Origin of the sequence: Gloeotrichia echinulata CP02 (assembly GCA_038087035.1) — a bacterium.
GTDB lineage: Bacteria > Cyanobacteriota > Cyanobacteriia > Cyanobacteriales > Nostocaceae > Gloeotrichia > Gloeotrichia echinulata.
In genome coordinates this window covers 1,032,358-1,052,928 of sequence record CP051187.1, presented here as the reverse complement: position 1 = coordinate 1,052,928, position 20,571 = coordinate 1,032,358, and the positions used below count along the sequence as shown (strand labels likewise).

Genomic DNA, 20,571 nt, shown 5'->3' with positions numbered 1-20,571 from the left:
ACCCCTATTCACGACTCGGTATCCTTGTAGGGAGTGGGGTTAGGTTTCGCGTTGGTTTTTCCAGATGACGGGAAAAGTTAACTCTGGGTCTGGAGCGTGAGACAAATTTCTATTATATTGGCAGCAACGGCGATTTTTAGCTTTGGCTGAAAATTGGCAAGTTGGCATGAAATTGAGTTCGCAGCAGGTAATACTACTACATGAAAAAGACGTGAAGACCGATCCAGTTATTTGCGCGGCTTTTCTTACAATGACTTTATAGAACAAAATTAATTCGGTGTGCGGCGAACACTTCTCAGTCGTAGAGGAAATCGCCAAACGCGAGTGTTCTTCTGTCTCTGTCTGGAGTGGTACCTCAAAAAGCCTATGCAACCCACTAACCCTAACCAATTTACAGAAAAAGCCTGGGAAGCGATCGCCCATACCCCGGATATTGTTAAACAATATCAGCAACAGCAGATAGAAAGCGAACACCTGATGAAGGCGCTGCTGGAACAGGAAGGTCTAGCCAGTGGTATTTTAACTAAAGCGGCTGTAAATCTCCAAAAAATCCGCGATCGCACTGAACAATTTCTGCAACGTCAGCCGAAAGTCTCTGGTAGCAGCAGTTCTGTATACTTGGGACGGAGTTTAGATACACTTTTAGATCGGGCGGATGGGTATCGCAAAGAGTTTGAAGACGAATACATCTCAATTGAACATTTATTATTGGCTTACGCCAAAGATGACCGTTTTGGCAAAAGTTTACTCCAAGAATTTGGTTTAGATGAAGGTAAGCTCAAAAATATTATTAAACAAATTCGTGGGAGCCAGAAAGTGACTGACCAAAGTCCAGAAGGAAAATATGATTCACTGGAAAAATATGGGCGTGACTTAACAGAAGCAGCGCGTAAAGGTCAACTTGATCCGGTAATTGGGCGTGATGATGAGATTCGTCGGACTATCCAAATTCTCTCCCGTCGCACCAAGAATAATCCCGTATTAATTGGGGAACCGGGTGTTGGTAAAACTGCTATAGCTGAAGGATTAGCCCAGCGGATTGTCGCCGGTGATGTTCCCCAATCCCTCAAAGACCGCAAGCTGATATCTTTAGATATGGGCGCTTTGATTGCGGGAGCAAAATTCCGGGGTGAATTTGAAGAACGTCTCAAAGCAGTATTAAAAGAAGTTACCGAATCTCGCGGCAATATTGTATTATTTATCGATGAAATTCACACCGTTGTTGGTGCTGGTGCAACTCAAGGGGCGATGGATGCAGGGAATTTATTAAAACCCATGTTGGCGCGGGGTGAGTTGCGGTGTATTGGCGCGACTACTTTAGACGAATATCGTAAATATATAGAGAAAGATGCAGCTTTAGAAAGACGTTTCCAGCAGGTTTATGTCGATCAGCCAAGTGTTGAAGATACAATTTCGATTTTACGCGGATTGAAAGAACGGTATGAAGTCCACCACGGTGTGAAAATTTCCGATAGTTCTTTAGTGGCTGCGGCGACATTATCTAATCGCTATATTAGCGATCGCTTCTTACCAGACAAAGCTATCGACTTAGTAGACGAAGCCGCAGCTAGACTGAAAATGGAGATTACCTCCAAACCAGAAGAATTGGATGAAATCGACCGCAAGATTTTACAATTAGAAATGGAAAAGCTGTCTTTGCAAAAAGAAAGCGATCCAGCTTCCCGTGAACGTCTCGAAAAAATTGAAAAAGAACTGGCGGATCTTAAAGAAGAACAAAGAACCCTCAATTCTCAATGGCAATCAGAAAAAGATATCATCAATAAAATCCAGTCGGTCAAAGAAGAAATCGACCGCGTGAATTTAGAGATTCAGCAAGCTGAACGCGACTACGACCTCAACCGCGCTGCAGAATTGAAATATGGTAAATTAACCAGTTTGCATCGCCAATTAGAAGCAGTCGAAAGTGAATTAGCAAATGCACAAAGAACAGGAAAATCCTTATTGCGCGAAGAAGTCACAGAAGCCGATATTGCCGAAATTATTTCTAAATGGACAGGAATTCCCATTAGTAAATTAGTCGAATCTGAAAAAGAGAAACTCCTACATTTAGAAGACGAACTCCACCACCGCGTCATCGGACAAACCGAAGCCGTGACCGCAGTCGCTGATGCAATTCAACGTTCTCGCGCCGGACTGGCTGACCCCAACCGTCCCATCGCTAGCTTTGTTTTCCTCGGACCGACCGGGGTGGGTAAAACCGAACTCGCTAAAGCCTTGGCGGCGTATATGTTCGACAGCGAAGACGCCTTGGTACGAATTGACATGTCCGAATACATGGAGAAACACGCCGTTTCCCGCTTAATTGGTGCGCCTCCCGGATACGTCGGTTACGAAGAAGGGGGACAACTTACAGAAGCGATTCGGCGTCGTCCTTACGCAGTCATTCTCTTCGACGAAATCGAAAAAGCCCATCCCGATGTTTTTAATATTTTCCTGCAAATTCTCGATGATGGTCGCGTGACTGATGCCCAAGGTCATACCGTAGACTTTAAGAACAGCATCATCATCATGACCAGCAACATCGGTTCCCAATACATTCTCGATGTCGCCGGCGATGATGCTCGCTACGACGAAATGCGCCGGCGTGTCATGGAAGCGATGCGAAATAGTTTCCGCCCAGAATTCCTCAACCGCATCGACGAACTCATCATCTTCCACGCCTTACAAAAACAGGAACTGCGAAAGATTGTCTTGTTGCAAGTTGATAGACTCAGGCAAAGATTAGGCGATCGCAAAATGTCCCTACGCCTTGCCGATGCATCACTTGACTTTTTGGCAGAAGTAGGATACGACCCAGTATTTGGAGCGCGTCCATTAAAGCGGGCGATACAGCGGGAGTTAGAAACCCAAATCGCCAAAGCCATCCTACGCGGAGAATTCAACGACGGCGACAGTATATTTGTTGATGTGGAAAATGAGCGGCTTTCTTTCAGTCGGTTACCTGTTGAGGTGTTTACCGGATAAGGTATAACCTTCCTAGTAGCAGAACAGTCCGAGATTGCGGAAGCAGTCCGTTCAAGAGTCAATTTTCTCATTGCTATCAGTATCTAGGGCAAGCGCAAATCATGCAAATCGACCAACTAAAGCCCAATGTAATCGTTACAGGCTCTATTGTTAGCGAACCCATAGAAGTATTGACAGTCACTCCAATGGGCGCATCAGTCAAACTCATTGGTAAAGGACTCAACACCAATCAAGTTCACCAACTAATTCTCAACGCTGCTCAGATAGCACAACTGCAAGCAACTCCAGATAAAGAACCTTTTGATGGTGACTCGTTGCATTTTCGCTTAGGTGTCGAAGCTTTGCGCTTGGGTCTAGCTTACGAGTACGACCCTTTTTTTGCCCTTGCTATTGCTCGTGTTGACCCCCTCCCCCATCAACTAGAAGCAGTTTACAACTATTTTCTCAAACAGCCGCGCATCCGATTTTTACTTGCAGATGACCCCGGTGCAGGTAAAACTATTATGGCGGGACTGCTGCTGAAAGAACTCAAAGTCAGGGGATTAGCTAAACGGACGCTAATTATCACCCCTGCCAACCTAACATTTCAATGGCAGCGAGAACTCAAAGATAAATTTCGGGAAGAGTTTGAGGTGGTTCGTGGCGATGTGCTGCGGGCTAATTATGGTTCTAACCCCTGGAAAGAAAAAAATCAGGTTGTTACCTCGGTGTCTTGGGTTTCCCGCATTGAAGACGCCAAAGATAGTTTATCAAGAAGTAACTGGGATTTAATCATTGTGGACGAAGCACACAAGATGAGCGCCTACAGTTCCGATGATAAAACTTTGGCATATAAGTTGGGAGAAAAACTTTCCGAACTCACCGACCACTATTTATTAATGACAGCAACGCCCCATAAAGGCGACCCAAAAAACTTCTGTTTATTCCTAGAACTTTTAGACCGTGATGTATATGGGGATGTCAAAAGTTTAGAAGAAGCAATGCAGCGCAACAGCGCTCCATTTTATTTGCGTCGCACCAAAGAAGCTCTCGTCACATTCCCTGAAGCGGAAACAGGTAAGGTAAAAAAACTTTTCACAGACCGCAAAGTGGAAACTATTGATTTTCAAATTGATGCAGATGAGTTGTACTTTTATGACGACTTAACAAATTATGTTGATGACCAGTCTATCAAAGCTTCTACTGATGATTCAGCCCGTGGTAGAGCTTTGGGTTTTACGATGGCTATGTTGCAACGTCGTTTTGCTTCCAGCGTTTATGCGGTGCGGCGCAGTTTAGAGCGAATGCGGGACAAACGTCAAAGAATTTTAGAAGACCCTGAAGCTTATCGCCAAGAGCAGATTAATAAGAAAATTCCTGAAGATTTTGAGGATTTGACTGAGGCGGAACAGCAAAAAATTCTCGGAGATTTAGAAGGAGTTGTGGCTTCAATTGACCCTATAAAACTTAAACAAGAAATATTGCAATTAAATAAATTAATTACCCAAGCTAAAACTTTAGAACAACGCGAAATTGAATCTAAGTTGGTGAAACTGAAGGAAGTTATTACCCAAAAAGGACTATTTCAAGATAAAAATATGCGGTTGCTCATTTTTACTGAGCATAAAGATACTTTAGATTATTTGGTGGGTAAATTACGGGACTGGGGATTGTCTGTAACACAAATTCACGGCGGAATGAAAATTGGCGATCGCGATACTCCAAATACTAGAATTTACTCAGAGCGCGAATTTCGGGAAGATTGTCAAATTTTAGTAGCTACAGAAGCCGCAGGGGAAGGGATAAATCTGCAATTTTGTTGGTTCATGATTAATTATGACATCCCTTGGAATCCTGTCCGCCTGGAACAGCGAATGGGACGTATTCACCGCTATGGACAAGATAGAGATTGTCTCATTTTTAATTTTGTATCTACTAATACTCGTGAAGGCAGAGTATTAGGTAAGTTATTTGAGAGAATTCGGGCAATTGAGGTAGACCTTGACCCAGAGAGAACTGGTAAAGTTTTTAACGTACTAGGTGATATTTTCCCTGCTAACCAATTAGAGCGGATGATCCGGGATATGTACGCCCATAACTTGACAGAAGATGTCATTAAAAACCGCATTGTTGAGCAGGTGGACACTGAACGCTTTCGGCGGATTAGCGATTCGGCTTTGGAAGGATTAGCAAAGCGAGAATTAAATTTAGCACCAATTGTAGGTAAAGCTGCGGAAGCCAAAGAACGGCGTTTAGTACCAGAAGTAATTGAAGACTTTTTTATTCAAGCGGCTCCCATTGCGGCGGTTCATCCTAAAGAAAATGCTAAAGGACAAAAAGTTTACCGCATTGGGCGAATTCCCCGGACATTGTGGACAATAGGCGATCGCCTAGAATCTCGTTTTGGCAAATTGGGACATGAATATAAAAAGATTACGTTTGATAAAAACATCTTGACAAATGACCCAACATTGGAATGGGTGACACCAGGACACCCACTATTTGAGTGTGTGCGGGATGATGTTTTAGCGCGGGTTCAGGAAGACTTGCGGCGAGGTGCGGTATTTTATGATTTGTATCGCCAACAGCCTGGGAGATTGGATGTGTTCAGCGCGGGAATTTCTGATGGGCGTGGGAACAAGCTACATGAGCGCTTGTATGTGGTGCAGACTGATTTGGATGGGACGATGACAGTGCGCCAACCGACGCTGTTTTTAGATTTGGTGGTTGCGTCTGGGAGTGAATCATTAATTGCCAGCTTACCTGATGATACTGCTTTGCCTAGCCGTGACCAAGTTGAGCAAACCTTAATTGAACAGGAATTAAATCGCTTTTTGGGCGAGATTCGCACTCAGCGTCAAAAGGAAGTAGAGACGATTTCCCAGCACATGGAAATTAGCCTCAACACAATTATTGACAAAGTGCAGTGTCAGTTTGCTGAGTTGATTGAGCAGAAGGAATCAGGTTCTAAGGAAGCGGGGTTGGACGGACGCATTAAGCAGTCAGAAGACCGCTTGTTTGAATTAAATGCACGCTTGGAACAGCGACGGGAGGAATTACAGCAGGAAGGTAGCTGTACCATCACAGATATTCGCCATCACGGACGTGCTTGGGTATTACCGCACCCAGAACGTACCACCCCTGCGATCGCGTCGATGGTTGGTAATGAAGAAATTGAGCGGATTGCAGTTGAGACGGTAATCGCCCACGAAGAAGCTAGGGGATGGAAGGTGGTGAGTGTGGAGAAGGAAAATCGCGGTTTTGACCTCATTTCGCGCCAACCCCACCCCGAAGATCCACAAACAGCGATCGCAGTGAGGTTTATTGAGGTTAAGGGACGCGCCAGCGTTGGTGAGGTGGCGCTGACAAGCAATGAATATAAGACTGCTGAAAGGTTAAAGCAGGATTACTGGCTTTATGTAGTGTTTAACTGTGCTTCATCGCCAAATGTTCATCCTATTAATGACCCGGTAAGATTAGGATGGGAACCATTGATAAAAATTGAGCATTATCACGTCGGGGCAGATAAAATACTCAAGGCTTAGAAAAACGAACAATAATCGAATGGATCGTTACCTACTTGGGAATTTTAATCTGGAGAGGAACCCGCACAGTGGTGACTTGCTGTTGATGGTGGATGGTGCAACTGTTTATAAATCCATACTCAGCCGTGCATTTCCATCTTTATACTTTAGTCGCACCTTTGAAGACCGATATGGCGAATTCTCTTGGGGTGTTTACATTAAAGGTGCTGACGAAGATAATGCAATAGAAATAGAGAATTTCTGTAACTTTCTCCAAGATGCAATTTATATTGATGACGACTTGGATGAAAGTTTTGCCCTTTCGTACCACACCAAAACTTCTCCATCTGGAGGATATGAAAGAACTCCTGTTGGTCAACTAGTGCGAGATGCTAAACCCTACGATAGAGGGTGGAATGCTGGGAATCAAGGTAAAGCTGAGGAACTGGCGCAATTAATGGTGGAGTTTATTCAAGCACATCCTACCTACGCAAACGCTGATTTACTTGCGGCTGTTCCACCATCCAACCCCAATAAACCTTTTGATTTACCGACCTATTTAGTAGAAATAATTGCTCAATCAACTAACCAGACAATTGCTACATCTTCTTTGAAAAAAGTACGTACAACTCGCCAAATGAAGGAATGTCGTACAATTCAGGAAAAGATAGATAACATTAAAGATGCCTTTGCAGCAGATGCGGCTACCTTTAAAGGTAAAACTATCATCCTTGTTGATGATATCTACCAGACAGGATTTTCGATTAACGAAGTCGGTAGGGTATTAAAACAGACTGGTGATAAGTATATTTTGGGGCTAGTTGCTACAAAAACAGCGCAAGATTTATCAGAAGATATGCTTCCGTAAACTACCAATGAGTCACGAAACAGCCATCCTCCAACTTATTCACACTCAGGGACTTGGTACAAGTACTCTCAGTCGTTTATTAAAGGTACTTGCTAAGGAGGAGCGTAGCTTAGAAGATTTTTTGTCGTCATCTGTCAATGAGTTAGTGCATCATTATCGCCTCAAAAATGAAGTAGTTCAAGCACTAAAAACTAATAGCGACCAAGCCGAACAATTATCAGAAGAATTACATAAACGAGATATTCACGTTTTAGTTAAAGAAACAGAAACATATCCCAATCATCTAATTCAAATTCTCAAAGAAACTGCACCTCCTGTTTTATTTGCTAAAGGTAATTTAGATATTCTTAAAGATAAAGCAGTCGGTTTTAGCGGTTCTCGAAAAACATCAGAAAAAGGATTGGCTATAGCAAGTAATGCTGCTGGAATCCTCGCAGAATCAGGTATTAATATTGTTAGCGGCTACGCCAGTGGAACAGACTTGGCGGCGCACCGTGGGGCTTTAAATGCTGGTGGTGTAACGACTTTTGTTTTAGTCGAAGGGATTTTTAACTTTAGGGTTAAAAGAGAAATTTCTGAGTATTTAAGTAATGAAAATTACCTTGCTATTTCTGAATTTCCGCCACGAACAAAATGGATAGCCCGCAACGCCATGCAGCGTAACCGCACCATTTGCGGATTATCAGACGCAATGATTATTGTGGAATCTGGATTAGATGGAGGTACGTTTGCAGCAGGAGAAACTACCCTACAATTAAATTTACCGTTGTTTGTGGTTGATTATGCCCAACCGCCTCAGTCAGCGGAAGGTAATCGTTATTTCCTGAATAAGGGTGCTTGTCCTCTACGGGGAAATGGAGAAGGAAAGCCGAATCTTAAGGGTTTGTTTCAGTCCCTAAATCAAGAAAATGGGATATCCTCTGTAAAAAAGCACACTAATAACTCAAGTCCTGTTTTGGACTTGGTGACAACAGAAAATATTACAGACAAAGCCCAAACTACCACGCCAGCGCAACCACAACCAATGTCACAAACGACACAATACCCCAAACGCCTCATCGAAGTTGACTTACCCATCAAGCGAATATCTGCCCATGCACGCCGAGAAAAATCTATTCGTCATGGACATATTTCTACCCTACATATTTGGTGGGCGAGGCGACCTTTAGCGGCGTGTCGGGCAATAATTTGTGCTGCATTATGGCCTGACCCTGCTGACCCTTTATGTCCAGAGGCGTTTGTTAGCACAGCCAAAATGCTAATGTTAAACTGGGCTAAGAATCATCAAAAAAAAGCTAGTGCTGATTCTTTTAATCGTTTAACAACTATTAATAAAAATCCCGAATTTTTAGATAACCCTTATGAGCTTCGCAGGACATTATTAGATTTTATTGCTGATTTTGCCAACTGGGACAACTCGACTGATGCAGATTATTTAGAAACCACTCGCAATTTAACACAAACTGCCCATGAAGCATTAGGCGGAATACCCGGAACTAAACCATTAGTTGTTGACCCCTTTGCTGGTGGTGGTGCGATACCTTTAGAAGCGTTGCGGGTGGGTGCGGATGCGTTTGCTTCTGACTTAAATCCTGTGGCGGTTTTGTTAAATAAAGTGGTGTTGGAATATATTCCGAAATATGGGCAAAAGTTGGCGGATGAGGTGCGAAAGTGGGGACAATGGGTTAAGGAAGAAGCAGAGAAAGAGTTAGCTGAATTTTATCCTAAAGACGCGGATGATGCGACACCTATTGCTTATCTTTGGGCGAGGACTATTACTTGTGAGGGGCCTGGTTGTGGTGCGGAAGTTCCATTGATTAGGTCGCTTTGGTTGGCGAAGAAAAGTAATCGTTCCGTGGCGTTGCATATAATTCCTAACCCGGAAGATAAGCGTGTAGATTTTGAAATTATTGAGAAGCAAAAAGGTAAATGGGTATGTTCTAATAAGCAAGAGGTAGAGATAAAAAATCCTAATTTTGATGGCACTGTGAAAAAAGGTTCTGCTACTTGTCCGTGTTGTGGTTATACAACTCCTGTAGCATCTGTGCGCCGACAATTAAAGGAACGTCAAGGGGGTGCTGCTGATGCACGATTGTTTGCAGTAGTGACAACTAAATCTGGACGGCAAGGAAGATTTTTTCGGCTACCAATTGAGCAAGATTTTGAAGCTTGCTGTAAAGCATCTAATGAATTAAACAACCGCAAAAATAGTAACAAATCAATATCATTAGTACCAGATGAACTTCTAGATTTACGAGGCATTAGACATACTTGGTCAATGATTTATGGTTTTGACCGTTGGGGTAATTATTTCACTTCTAGGCAGTCACTAGCTCTAGTAACTTTGGTAAGATTAGTCTCGGAAGCTGGAGAGAAATTAAGCCAAGTTAATGAAAGAGGATTTGCAATAGCAGTCCAAACTTGTCTAGCTTTAGCTGTTAGTAAATCCACAGACCTAAATAACTCTATTTGTACATGGCGAGCTACCTCTCAAGCCATTGATCACCTCTTTTCTCGTCAAGCAATACCTATGGCATGGGACTTCGCAGAAGCTGTTTTAACTCATAATGCCTCTGGATCTTGGGAATCAATGTATAACCGTTCTGCTGACGGAATGGAATCGACAATCTTAGGAGGCGGAGAGGTTAGTTCAAATGTAGAGTGGTCTTCTGCTACAACACATCCTCTTCCTGATGATGCAGCACATGCTTTAATTACTGACCCTCCATATTATGATGCTGTCCCATACTCTTATCTTTCTGACTTTTTCTACGTCTGGTTACGCAGAAGCCTGGAAAAAATCCATAGTGACATTTTTACAGAACCACAGGTTCCAAAAGATGCAGAGATTATTGTTGATCGTCCCCATGAATTAAGCAACTCTACTAAGGATATAGCGTTTTATGAAAAGGAACTAACAAAAGCTTTTGCTGATGGTAGCCGCATACTTCATCCTGATGGTATTGGCACTATAGTCTTTGCTAGCAAAACAACATCTAGTTGGGAAGCAATTCTAAAGGCTGTTGTAGACGCAGGATGGATCATAACAGGTTCATGGCCAATCGACACAGAGATGGAAACTCGCGTAGCTGCACAAGGACAAGCACGTCTTGCTTCATCTGTTCATCTTGTCTGCCGTCCCCGCGAAAATCCTGATGGCACTCTCCGCGAAGAAATCGGCGACTGGCGCGATGTGCTGCAAGAACTCCCCCAACGCATCCACGAATGGATGCCTCGCCTCGCCGCAGAAGGCGTAGTTGGCGCTGATGCCATCTTCGCCTGTCTTGGCCCCGCCCTTGAAATCTTCTCCCGCTACTCCAGCGTCGAAAAAGCCAGCGGCGAACAAGTCACCCTCAAAGAATACCTCGAATACGTCTGGGCAGCAGTCTCCAAAGAAGCCCTTGGCATGATTTTCTCCGGTGCAGATGCCACAGGCTTTGAAGAAGATGCCCGCCTCACCGCCATGTGGTTTTGGACACTCTCCACTGGTAGCACTGATAACACCAACGACAGCAGCGAAACCGAAGCCGACGACGAAGACGATGAAGAAACTTCTAGTAAATCCAGCAAAACTAGCGGCTACATCTTAGAATTTGATGCAGCCCGAAAAATCGCCCAAGGACTCGGCGCACATCTAGAAAATCTCAACCGCCTAGTGGAAGTCAAAGGCGACAAAGCCCGACTCCTCCCTGTATCAGAACGCACCAACTACCTTTTTGGCAAAGAAGAAGCCCAAGCCCCTACCAAACGGAAAAAGAAAGATGTTAAACAACTCAGCCTCTTTGATATCGCTGGTAGCAATGAAGACGAAGACAATGATTGGGGAGAAAAAAACGTACCTCAATTGGGTAATACCACATTAGACCGCATTCACCAAAGTATGATTTTATTTGCAGCTGGACGCAGTGAAGCCCTCAAACGCTTTTTGGTAGAAGAAGGGGCTGGCACAGACCAACGCTTTTGGCGATTAGCCCAGGCTCTCTCAGCATTGTACCCCAACGGTACAGATGAAAAACGCTGGGTGGATGGTGTATTAGCCAGAAAGAAAGGACTCGGTTTCTAAATAGGAGGAAAGTTGCAGAATACTATTTATGCTACTGTAAGGTAAGAAGAAATGGATTAGTTGATGGTCATACCATGCAAACAGAAAAAATCTCAATTTCCTTACCAACATCTTTAATGCAGTTTGTTGAGAACTACAAAATTAGTAAGGGGTGTAAATCTCGTTCCCAAGTTATTGAATTAGCTTTAGATTTATTGCGAAATCAAGAATTAGAACAAGCATATCGAGAAGCATCAGCACAAAATGACCCAAATTGGGAAATAACTATTGGGGATGGACTCACAGATGAAACGTGGTGAAATTTACTTTGCTAACCTTAGCCCCTCTGTAGGTTCCGAAATGGATAAACGCCGTCCGGTGCTAATAGTCAGTAATGATGCTAATAACAATGCTGCTACTACGGTGACAATTTTACCGCTTACTTCTAATGTTAGTCGTGTTTATCCCTTTGAAGTGTTGCTAAATCCAGAAGATAGTGGTTTATCCAAACCTTCTAAAATTCAAGCCCAGCAAATACGGACAATTTCTAAACAACGAATATTAGGTGATGCTGTAGGTAATTTGCATACAGAATTCATGGAATTAATGGTTCTTGCGTACTTAGCGTGCTGAATTTGTTAAAAAATAAGTTTGAAACCCTTGCCTGGCTCCGATAAAAGCCATTATTTTTTGTATTTGAGCTACTGTTACTAAAAATCAAATTATAAACGCCTATAAGCCTTGTTATTAAAGCAATTTAATCGACTTTCATTAATAATTAAGCACGCTATACACGCAAGAGCCGATTAAAATCAGGTACAGAGGTATCTTCCAGACACATCTGGATATACCAACCATCTACTTTTTTGGTTACGCTGATTTGTTTAAGTTTAAAACCACTGGGCAAAGGTCGATGCATTCTGACTTGTACAACACCCAATTTAGGTAATCTTAGATATAACCAGTTTTTCCGAACTAGTTTAATCCAATCATCTTTAGCACTTGCAAAAGTCATTGTGCCAAAACTAGCTGCTGTTTTAAAACGTGGCTTACCCGAACGCTTACCCTTTTTATCACCAACTATAAACCTTTCAAAAGCCTTATCAACTCGCTTACAAATATCTTGCAAAACAGTTGAATCAACACGAGAAAAATCTAGTAACTCTCCACTATGCATTACCTTGATAAAATCTTTCTTTATTTCTGGTAATTGCAACTTTTGAGAGTAGTAACTTGGCCGCTCAAATAAACCAGGGAAAGTGTCTTTCCAAAAAGGAAACGCTTTTAGCTGCAAGTGATTGTTCTGCCACCATGAAAACCGCTCACCCAATTGTCGGTTGTACCAATAACGAGATATTCTTAACCACTCGTTAAGCTCTATCTTTTGATTAGTATCTGGGTAAACCTGATACTGGTAAGTTGTTTTCATCGTGATTCGACCTCTCACTTAACTTGTTATATGCTAGCATGAATGTACGAACAATGTACAGCCATCATGAAAAAGATTAGGGTTAAGGATGTCTGAACGTAGATATAATAAGTTGCAGTTATATTCAATACAAGTTGATAAAACAATGACACAAGTTTTAGAAGAATTTATCGATTCACTACCGAATCCAGAAATTGACAAAAACTCGACTGCCATTCAATCTGTTTCACCTGCGGTAAAAATTGATTGAATGGCGTCTCCTTTTTGTCGCGCAATTCATCCCGACACCAACACGAAGTGTATGGTGCGGGGCTTCTTGCTGTTTAAGCTAAATAATATGACAAAAATAGACATAGACTTACCCCCAGAAATATTTTCAGCCCGTCGTCTTCCCCCAGATGACTTTGTGCGTGATATGCGCCTAGCTGCGGCTATCTACTGGTATCAAAAGGGTGAAGTTTCCCAGGAAAAAGCTGCCCAAATTGCAGGTTTAAACCGCCGCGATTTTCTTGCAGCCCTTGCCCGTGAGCAAGTAGATGTTTTTACTGTAGACTTTGATGACTTGCAACAAGAATTAAACCGTGGCTGATAGTTTACGTGGCTTCGCCATAAGTCCTGCAATTAATACCTCTCCACTGATTTTTTTGACCAAGGGTGGCTTTCTCCACCTGTTGCAGATAGTCAGTCCAGAAATTATTGTCCCCCAAGCTGTCGCTACTGAAATTCAAGCATACGGGCAGACAGACCTAACTGCAATGGCGCTGGCGGCAACTTCCTGGCTGGTAGTGGTTGCTACACCCCCTGTTCCACCAATTATTCAGAGTTGGGATTTAGGCCCTGGTGAATCAGCTGTGTTAACGTGGGCTTATGTAAATACTGGCACTGAGGTAATACTGGATGACTTAGCCGCCCGTCGTTGTGCAGTAGCTTTGGGAATTCCAGTTCGGGGAACTCTAGGTATAGTTCTTACCGCCAAACAACGGGGAGCAATTCCAGCAGCGCGTCCGGTTTTAGAACAACTGCGCCTCTGTGGAATGTATTTGTCCGACCGAGTGATGAATCAAGCACTGGCATTAGTAGGGGAATAAACGATGGCAGCACTCAAACCTTGGTACAAAATTGACGGTTTAACCCCCCGTGAAGACTTGCGGGAAGGGAAACCTCTTGATGCTTCTGAGTTCGCTGTCCACCTCGACAAGGTACGAGACGAAACCGCCCCTCCTGATTATAAAGAACCAGCCAGATTTTTTGACCGTACTTATCTCACTAAATATTTAACCGACTTAGCTGCCCAAGTAGTGCGCCGTCTCAGCGGCGAGAAAACAGAAACCTCGGCAGTATTTAACCTCGCTACCCAATTCGGGGGCGGTAAAACCCACGCCCTCACCCTGCTTTATCACTTAGCCAAACAAGGTGCAGCAGCTAACAACTGGACGGGAGTCCAAAAAATACTGCAAAAAGCGGGAGTTTCCTCAATCCCAGAAGCAGCAGTTGCTGTTTTTGTTGGTACAGAATTTGATTCTATTCAGGGACGCGGTGGTGACGATGGTACACCCCTCCGCAAAACACCCTGGGGAGAAATTGCTTACCAGTTAGGCGGTGCAGAAGCTTTAGCTGTGCTTGCAGAACACGAAGCTGAATTTATTGAACCCAAAGGCGATGTTATCCGCAAATTTCTTCCCAAAGATAAACCCTGCCTGATATTAATGGATGAAATTATTAATTATGTTAGTACCTATCGCCGTAAGGGTTTTAATAACTACCTATACAACTTTATTCAGTCACTTTCGGAAACCGCGAGAAGTTTAGATAATGTGGTGTTAGTGGTTTCAATTCCCGCTTCTGAGATGGAATATACCACCGAGGATGAAGCGGATGAGCAACGTTTCAAGAAAATGCTCGATCGCGTGGGTAAAGCGATAATCATGTCCGCCGAGTCGGAAACCTCCGAAATTATTCGCCGTCGCCTGTTTGAATGGGAACCTGGCGCTGTCACCGCAGATGGCAGAATTATCTTACCCAAAGATGCAATTAACACCTGCAATGAATACGCCGATTGGGTAGTTGAACACCGCGCCTCACTTCCGAGTTGGTTTCCTTTAGATAACGCTCGTGAAGCATTTTACGCCACTTACCCTTTTCACCCCACAGTACTATCTGTATTTGAGCGCAAGTGGCAAGCCTTACCCCGTTTCCAACGCACCAGGGGAGTACTGCGACTTCTGGCACTGTGGGTATCAAATGCTTATCAGCAAGGATATAAAGTAGCAGACAGAGACTTTTTAGTTAGTTTAGGCACTGCACCACTGGATGACCCCCAATTTCGAGCCGCAGTATTTGAACAATTAGGCGAAACCCGTTTAGAAGGTGCAGTGACAACAGATATCTGTGGTAAAAGAGATTCCCATGCAGTGCGCTTAGATGCGGAAGCTGTGGACGTGATTAAAAAAGCACGGCTGCACCGCAAGGTAACAACAACCATATTTTTTGAATCTAACGGTGGTTGTACTCGCACAGAAGCCACAATTCCAGAAATTCGGCTAGCAGTAGCAGAACCATCCTTGGATATTGGGAATGTGGAAACCGTTTTAGAAACACTTTCCACTGACTGCTATTATCTCTCGATAGAGAAAAACAAATACCGATTTAGTCTATCTCCCAACTTAAATAAAATTCTGGCAGACCGTCGTGCTAATGTTCAAGCAGCCAGAATTAGCAACCGAGTCAGAGCCGAAATTCAAAAAGTTTTCCTTCCCAGTCAGGGAATTCAACTAAATTATTTTCCCGAAAATTCCAGTGCTGTTCCCAACCGCCCAGTGCTGACACTGGCTATACTAGCACCTGAGCATTCCCTGCAAGACAGCGAAACTGTCAAATTTGTGGAATTGATGACACGGGAGTATGGCACATCAGACCGTACTTTTAAGAGTGCCATAATTTGGGCGATCGCCGACTCAGACACCCAACTCAGGGACGAAACCCGTAAGCTATTGGCATGGGAAGACATCCGCGATGAAGAACGCGAACGTTTAGACGATTACCAAAAACGCCAATTGGATGAAAACCTCAAAAAAGCGGAACGTGACTTAAAAGAATGTGTGTGGCGTTCCTACAAAAATATTGCACTGCTAGGTAAAGATAACAAAATCCGCACTGTAGACTTAGGTATGGTAACATCCAGTATGGCACGGAATATGGTTGAGTTGATTGTCAACCGTTTGCGCCAGGATGGGGATGTTGAAGATAGCGTCAGCCCTCGCTTTATAGTACGCAACTGGTCGCCTGCATTTACAGAATGGAGTACCAAAGCTGTCCGTGATGCCTTTTTCGCTTCACCACTGTTTCCCCGATTGTTGAATGGGGATGGGGTAAAAGAGGCGATCGCCCGTGGTGTGAGAGATGGTATCCTCGCCTATGTTGGTAAAACTGGCGATGCTAAATATGAGCCGTTTCAGTACCAATGCAGCATTAGTGCTGCCGATGTAGAAATCTCTGATGATGTATTCATCATCACCCAGGAGACTGCGGAAGCTTACAAAAAAGCCGAATCGGAAAGTGTTGCTGACACGCCAACCCCATCATCTCAGACAATTAACGAGGAAACTACCACTAATACCCCTGCTACCACGGTCAGCATAACTGCTTCTAGTACCAATGTGGTGAAAGATAAAACCACCCCATATGTAATAGACACTGCTACTAAACCAACAGAAATTATTACCCCACCACCATCAGCGCGAGTGCTGAAATGGAATGGCGCAATTACACCTCAAAAGTGGATGAACTTCTACACAAGAGTTCTTAGCAAGTTTGCTGCGAATAAAGATTTGAAATTGACTTTAAATGTGTCAATTTCTGTTGAGGGAGATGTTTCAACTCAGAAGATTGAAGAAACTAAAGTGGCATTGCAAGAATTGGGACTAAACGGTGATATTGAGACGGACATAGATTCAGGGTAAACGCATGTGAACTACCTACACTGACCTGACGGTACAGTGTAGGCTTCCAGCTTCATTGACAGATGCTTTTCCACCTTTGGGCTTATTAGTCTTACTCCGCCTCGGCATGGCAATAACGGGGTTCCCTCCGCCATTTTTTAATATCCGAACTCCTTCATTTCTGATGTTCAGTGCTGCGTTACCATCACGGTCATGATGAGTTTGGCATGATGGACAATCCCATTCACGGATATCGAGCGTTAACTCGTCCTGAACATGACCGCAGCACGAGCAGGTTTTGGAACTCTTAAAGAATCGGTTCTTGCGTACTTAGCGTGCTAAATATGTTGAAAAATAAGCTTGAACTCCTTGCTGGGATAAGATGACAGCCATTATTTACTGCCTTTTAGGTCTGATGATTAAAATTTTGGCTATAAGCGCCTGTAAGCCTTGATTTTAAAACAAAGTTATCGACTGTAATTAAAAATTTAGCACGTTAAGTACGCAAGAACCGGATAAATAAAGTACGCTTATACGCTGCTTGGTCTGATAAAACTATGACTCAGGTAATTGAAGAGTGTATTGACCAACTACCAAGCCCTAATATTGGCAATTCCTCAACCACCTCACTCCCTCATCAACCTAACGGTTGATATTGGTCAGAGATGGTTTCGTCATTGCCCCAAAATTCATCCCACACTTCCCCTTCGGGGTAAGATGTGGGGCTTCTTTTGGTTTCAGCTAAAAAAAGTCAAAACGTGCCCGTTACTATATCCTTGAGAATCATTCTATCACAAGTAACAGGTTTTAGGTAGTTCTGAAACAACCTAAAATCGTATGTTACTTGAAAATTATTTTTAATAATCCTAACTTTTGTAATTTAACTTTACATAACAAGGCAAAATTATCAATATTTATTACAGAAATCAGTACACAAAAGATAGATTAACAACAACTAAATAGTAAATATACTAGATTTTAGAGCAGATATCTAAGTAATCGTCATTCCTGGCGTACATAAATAACACCAAATCCGGTTACGGTCACATAAAGGGTAGGGAACACTGCTGTGCCCTTACAAATACCATGTGCAATCAACCGGATTTGATATGACACATGAATATCAATTAAAATTCTGGAATGCTTGTTCATCCCAACCGGAATTAACTGTTCCTGTGTTGTAGTATTCACTAGATGCAAAAATCATCATCACAGGAGCCACAAGTTTATGTCACTACAACAGGTGAATGCTTTTTATGACCTACTGATATCAGAGCCAGAGATTTACGAGCAATATTATCATAAATGCTGTAGCCGAGGCTTTTTCGGAATTTGTCATTGGGACAAAACTAAGATTATCAGTTTTGGTGCTACTCTCGGCTACAGCTTCACTGAAAGTGAGCTAGATGAATTATGGTTTGATAGCGACGAACCCAGCGTTGCTGACCAAGCACTCACTTTATATGCATCCGGGTAGTTATCTGAAATTAATTAACATTCTCAGTCAGTCGGTGGGAATAAACAAAACAATATTACGCAACGTAAATCTGTCCCAAATCTTTACCAATAGACATCTGGGGGATTGGCGATTGGTGATTGGCGATTGGGAGCCATGATATCATGTTCGGTTGATCGCTTATAAAATGTCATTACAAGCGTTGCGTTCTCTACAAGCGCCGAAGGCTCCGCAACGACAAATATTTATCCCAACATGTATGACCAATGACCAATGACCAATGACCAATGACAAATGACAAATGACAAATGACAATTAAAATGCAGAACCTGGCTGCTTCAAAAACTCCTTTTCGTCTGCAGTTGAGGTGCGTCCTAAAATGCTATTACGATGAGGAAAGCGGCCAAAACGCTGAATTATTTCCATATGACGAAACGCAGAGGCAATTGCAGCAGCACTTTCAGGATCGTGACTTAGTTGTTGAAATAGCTTGATGCCGCGACGTTGATGTTCCAGGTTTTCGCTATGTTCAAATGGTAAATAGATAAACCAACGTTGCACAGGCAATAATTCGCGGTCATAGCCTTGTGCTACAGCGTGGTGCGCCGCTGACAATGCTTCCCAGTCAGTGGCGAAGGCTTGGGGCGTACCGCGAAACATATTTCGGGGAAATTGGTCTAGCAGCAGAATCAGTGCCAGACAGGTTTCGGGTAAATCGAGCCAATCATCTAAGTGCCCCGCCGCTGCCTTGTGATAATCTTGGTGAAATCGACTTACCAGTTCCTGATCAAATTCTGGTTTTTTGCTAAACCAAACAGCCTTTGGTTTGCCATAACCCGATTTATCGGGATGACCAAACCAAAATTCCAAAATAGGTTTTGCCTGTGACATTGCTGTTATTGACCCTCCGAATTTTAGATTTTGGATTTTGGATTTTAGATTTTTGGGGCACCTTGCAGACCCCATGTGTTTGTAAAAATCTAAAAGACGCTCCTACGTCGCTTTACGCTACGAAGCACGTCAATCTAAAATCCCCGAGCAAGGCACCCTTGTGGTCGGGGTCAATCCAAAATCGCAAATCTAAAATCCAAAATTGGTTGACCTTTACAAAGCACTTGTCGCATTTTACGCATATTCGTCGGTAACTCAAAATTCATAGCTTGTTGTATGAATATCGATGGAACGGGGATATTAGGTGTCGCTTGTACATTATAAGCCAGGATTGTGCCGTTACCGCAATCTTGTAACTCTAAATTAGCGTTAAAATCCTCAAAAGTCCCTTTTTCCATCCGAAATTGAATTTGTTGCCCCAGCACTTCTACAACATTGAGGTGAATTTCAACTTGAGCCGTGAAAAATAAAAAAGCCTTTTGTGCTGCTTGATATAAGCGTTTGACTTCACCCCTGTGTAAAACTTCGCTTTTGGTAATATCGGGAAAATATTGTACCCACCGGGGATAGTCAGTCAGTTGCTGCCATACATGCGATCGCACCAGTGGCACATACATCCAGGCGGTAACAGCACCACCCCAGGCCGTATGCGATCCTGTTTCCACTAAAATTTCACCCTGCATCAGCAACTTTTGTTTGTCTGGACTCCAAGCCATATCCGCACCTTTAATAGTTGAGTCTGAAATATAAGACGCAGACATATTCATTTCCTTTACTCCTCTACTCATCCACCTCAAAGGGTTCACCAACGTACTGAATTTTAAGTACTGGGTGCTGAATTAAACAAACACGTCCCAGTATTGGGCGGTCTTTTAACTCAGCAATCAGCACTTTTAACTCAGCACTCTACATACCAGCAACTAGCAAACTGGATTGAGTCAAACCCATCAAGTTCTAGTTCCAGTCCCAGCTACAGATTTTCCGGAAATAGTCATTTCCAATTTATTATTATTATGTGTATGTACTTAAAAATTAGTATTGATGATTACGGAAAATCTATGAAAATTTTAAGCAGTCTTCACACTAACAACACTTTTAGATGAAAAAGTGAGTTGGTAACAGCTAGAATGGCACAAACACAATCGAATATGCAAGTTGTATTCAGTAAATATTGAGTTGAGAGGGCAATTAGGTGAATCAATCTTCCTTAAATCGCACATTAACCCAGATTTTCGGCATCCTCCTGGGTATGGGTATCGCCGTCTGGGTATTAAGAGGCTTTGGTCTACTGACTTTCCTTCCTGGCGGAATTATTTGGTTATTATTGCTGGGGGCGATCGCCGTGGCAATTCTCAATTACGTGCAAAAAACCTGGTGGCGCTTTTAGTCCAGGGAGCAGGGGAGAATTGTCAACTGTGGTCATGTTATGTATTTTGGGCTACTTACATATCGGCATCAT

General features: G+C 43.1%; 16 protein-coding genes and 1 pseudogene. 12 read left to right on the top strand and 5 right to left on the bottom strand.

Annotated elements, in window-relative coordinates; all coding sequences use genetic code 11:
• Window positions 1–366 precede the first annotated feature (366 nt).
• The 6 genes from clpB to HEQ19_04750 all read left to right on the top strand — a co-directional run bounded on the left by clpB (window position 367) and on the right by HEQ19_04750 (window position 12,031).
• A complete protein-coding gene (gene clpB, locus HEQ19_04775) occupies window positions 367–2,985 on the top strand; it encodes an ATP-dependent chaperone ClpB (protein ID WYL98929.1) in 2,619 nt (872 codons plus the stop codon).
• Window positions 2,986–3,086: 101 nt separating this feature from the next.
• Window positions 3,087–6,509, top strand: coding sequence for a helicase-related protein (locus HEQ19_04770; GenBank protein ID WYL98928.1), 3,423 nt, complete (start codon window positions 3,087–3,089; stop codon window positions 6,507–6,509).
• 19 nt (window positions 6,510–6,528) lie between these two features.
• Window positions 6,529–7,356: a hypothetical protein gene (locus HEQ19_04765; GenBank protein ID WYL98927.1), complete on the top strand. Its 828-nt coding sequence runs from the start codon at window positions 6,529–6,531 to the stop codon at window positions 7,354–7,356.
• Between the two features lie 7 nt (window positions 7,357–7,363).
• A complete protein-coding gene (locus HEQ19_04760; protein WYL98926.1) occupies window positions 7,364–11,419 on the top strand; it encodes a DNA-processing protein DprA in 4,056 nt (1,351 codons plus the stop codon).
• 74 nt (window positions 11,420–11,493) lie between these two features.
• Window positions 11,494–11,718, top strand: coding sequence for a CopG family transcriptional regulator (locus HEQ19_04755; GenBank protein WYL98925.1), 225 nt, complete (start codon window positions 11,494–11,496; stop codon window positions 11,716–11,718).
• A complete protein-coding gene (locus HEQ19_04750) occupies window positions 11,705–12,031 on the top strand; it encodes a type II toxin-antitoxin system PemK/MazF family toxin (GenBank protein ID WYL98924.1) in 327 nt (108 codons plus the stop codon). The genes HEQ19_04755 and HEQ19_04750 overlap by 14 nt, the downstream gene beginning before the upstream one ends.
• A 154-nt stretch (window positions 12,032–12,185) precedes the next feature.
• Here the strand turns inward: HEQ19_04750 and HEQ19_04745 are convergent, their stop codons facing one another.
• On the bottom strand, window positions 12,186–12,827 hold the full coding sequence (locus HEQ19_04745; protein WYL98923.1) for a transposase: 642 nt from the start codon (window positions 12,825–12,827) through the stop codon (window positions 12,186–12,188).
• 88 nt (window positions 12,828–12,915) lie between these two features.
• Here HEQ19_04745 and HEQ19_04740 point away from each other — a divergent pair, with 88 nt between their 5' ends.
• From HEQ19_04740 to HEQ19_04725, 4 genes are all read left to right on the top strand, one after another.
• A complete protein-coding gene (locus HEQ19_04740) occupies window positions 12,916–13,077 on the top strand; it encodes a hypothetical protein (protein ID WYL98922.1) in 162 nt (53 codons plus the stop codon).
• A gap of 87 nt (window positions 13,078–13,164) precedes the next feature.
• Complete coding sequence (locus HEQ19_04735) at window positions 13,165–13,416, top strand: UPF0175 family protein (GenBank protein WYM03259.1); 252 nt, start codon at window positions 13,165–13,167, stop codon at window positions 13,414–13,416.
• Window positions 13,409–13,915, top strand: coding sequence for a DUF3368 domain-containing protein (locus HEQ19_04730; protein WYM03258.2), 507 nt, complete (start codon window positions 13,409–13,411; stop codon window positions 13,913–13,915). Before HEQ19_04735 ends, HEQ19_04730 begins: the two co-directional genes overlap by 8 nt.
• 3 nt (window positions 13,916–13,918) lie before the next feature.
• Window positions 13,919–16,786, top strand: coding sequence for a DUF499 domain-containing protein (locus tag HEQ19_04725; GenBank protein ID WYL98921.1), 2,868 nt, complete (start codon window positions 13,919–13,921; stop codon window positions 16,784–16,786).
• 15 nt (window positions 16,787–16,801) lie between these two features.
• Here the strand turns inward: HEQ19_04725 and HEQ19_04720 are convergent.
• Window positions 16,802–17,023, bottom strand: a pseudogene (locus tag HEQ19_04720) (zinc ribbon domain-containing protein).
• A gap of 970 nt (window positions 17,024–17,993) precedes the next feature.
• Between HEQ19_04720 and HEQ19_04715 the strand changes: the two are divergent.
• Window positions 17,994–18,242: a Nif11-like leader peptide family natural product precursor gene (locus HEQ19_04715; protein ID WYL98920.1), complete on the top strand. Its 249-nt coding sequence runs from the start codon at window positions 17,994–17,996 to the stop codon at window positions 18,240–18,242.
• Between the two features lie 159 nt (window positions 18,243–18,401).
• Here the strand turns inward: HEQ19_04715 and HEQ19_30675 are convergent, their stop codons facing one another.
• The 3 genes from HEQ19_30675 to HEQ19_04705 all read right to left on the bottom strand — a co-directional run bounded on the left by HEQ19_30675 (window position 18,402) and on the right by HEQ19_04705 (window position 19,873).
• Window positions 18,402–18,536, bottom strand: coding sequence for a hypothetical protein (locus tag HEQ19_30675; protein ID WZI67111.1), 135 nt, complete (start codon window positions 18,534–18,536; stop codon window positions 18,402–18,404).
• Window positions 18,537–19,112 carry a DUF924 family protein gene (locus HEQ19_04710; GenBank protein WYL98919.1) on the bottom strand — a complete coding sequence of 192 codons (576 nt, stop codon included), beginning with the start codon at window positions 19,110–19,112 and terminating at the stop codon, window positions 18,537–18,539.
• Between the two features lie 170 nt (window positions 19,113–19,282).
• Complete coding sequence (locus HEQ19_04705; GenBank protein WYL98918.1) at window positions 19,283–19,873, bottom strand: SRPBCC family protein; 591 nt, start codon at window positions 19,871–19,873, stop codon at window positions 19,283–19,285.
• A 431-nt stretch (window positions 19,874–20,304) separates the two neighbouring features.
• On the opposite strand from HEQ19_04705, the gene HEQ19_04700 reads away from it, so the two are divergent.
• Window positions 20,305–20,499, top strand: a complete 195-nt coding sequence (locus HEQ19_04700) for a hypothetical protein (protein ID WYL98917.1) — start codon at window positions 20,305–20,307, stop codon at window positions 20,497–20,499.
• The last annotated feature ends 72 nt before the right edge of the window (window positions 20,500–20,571 follow it).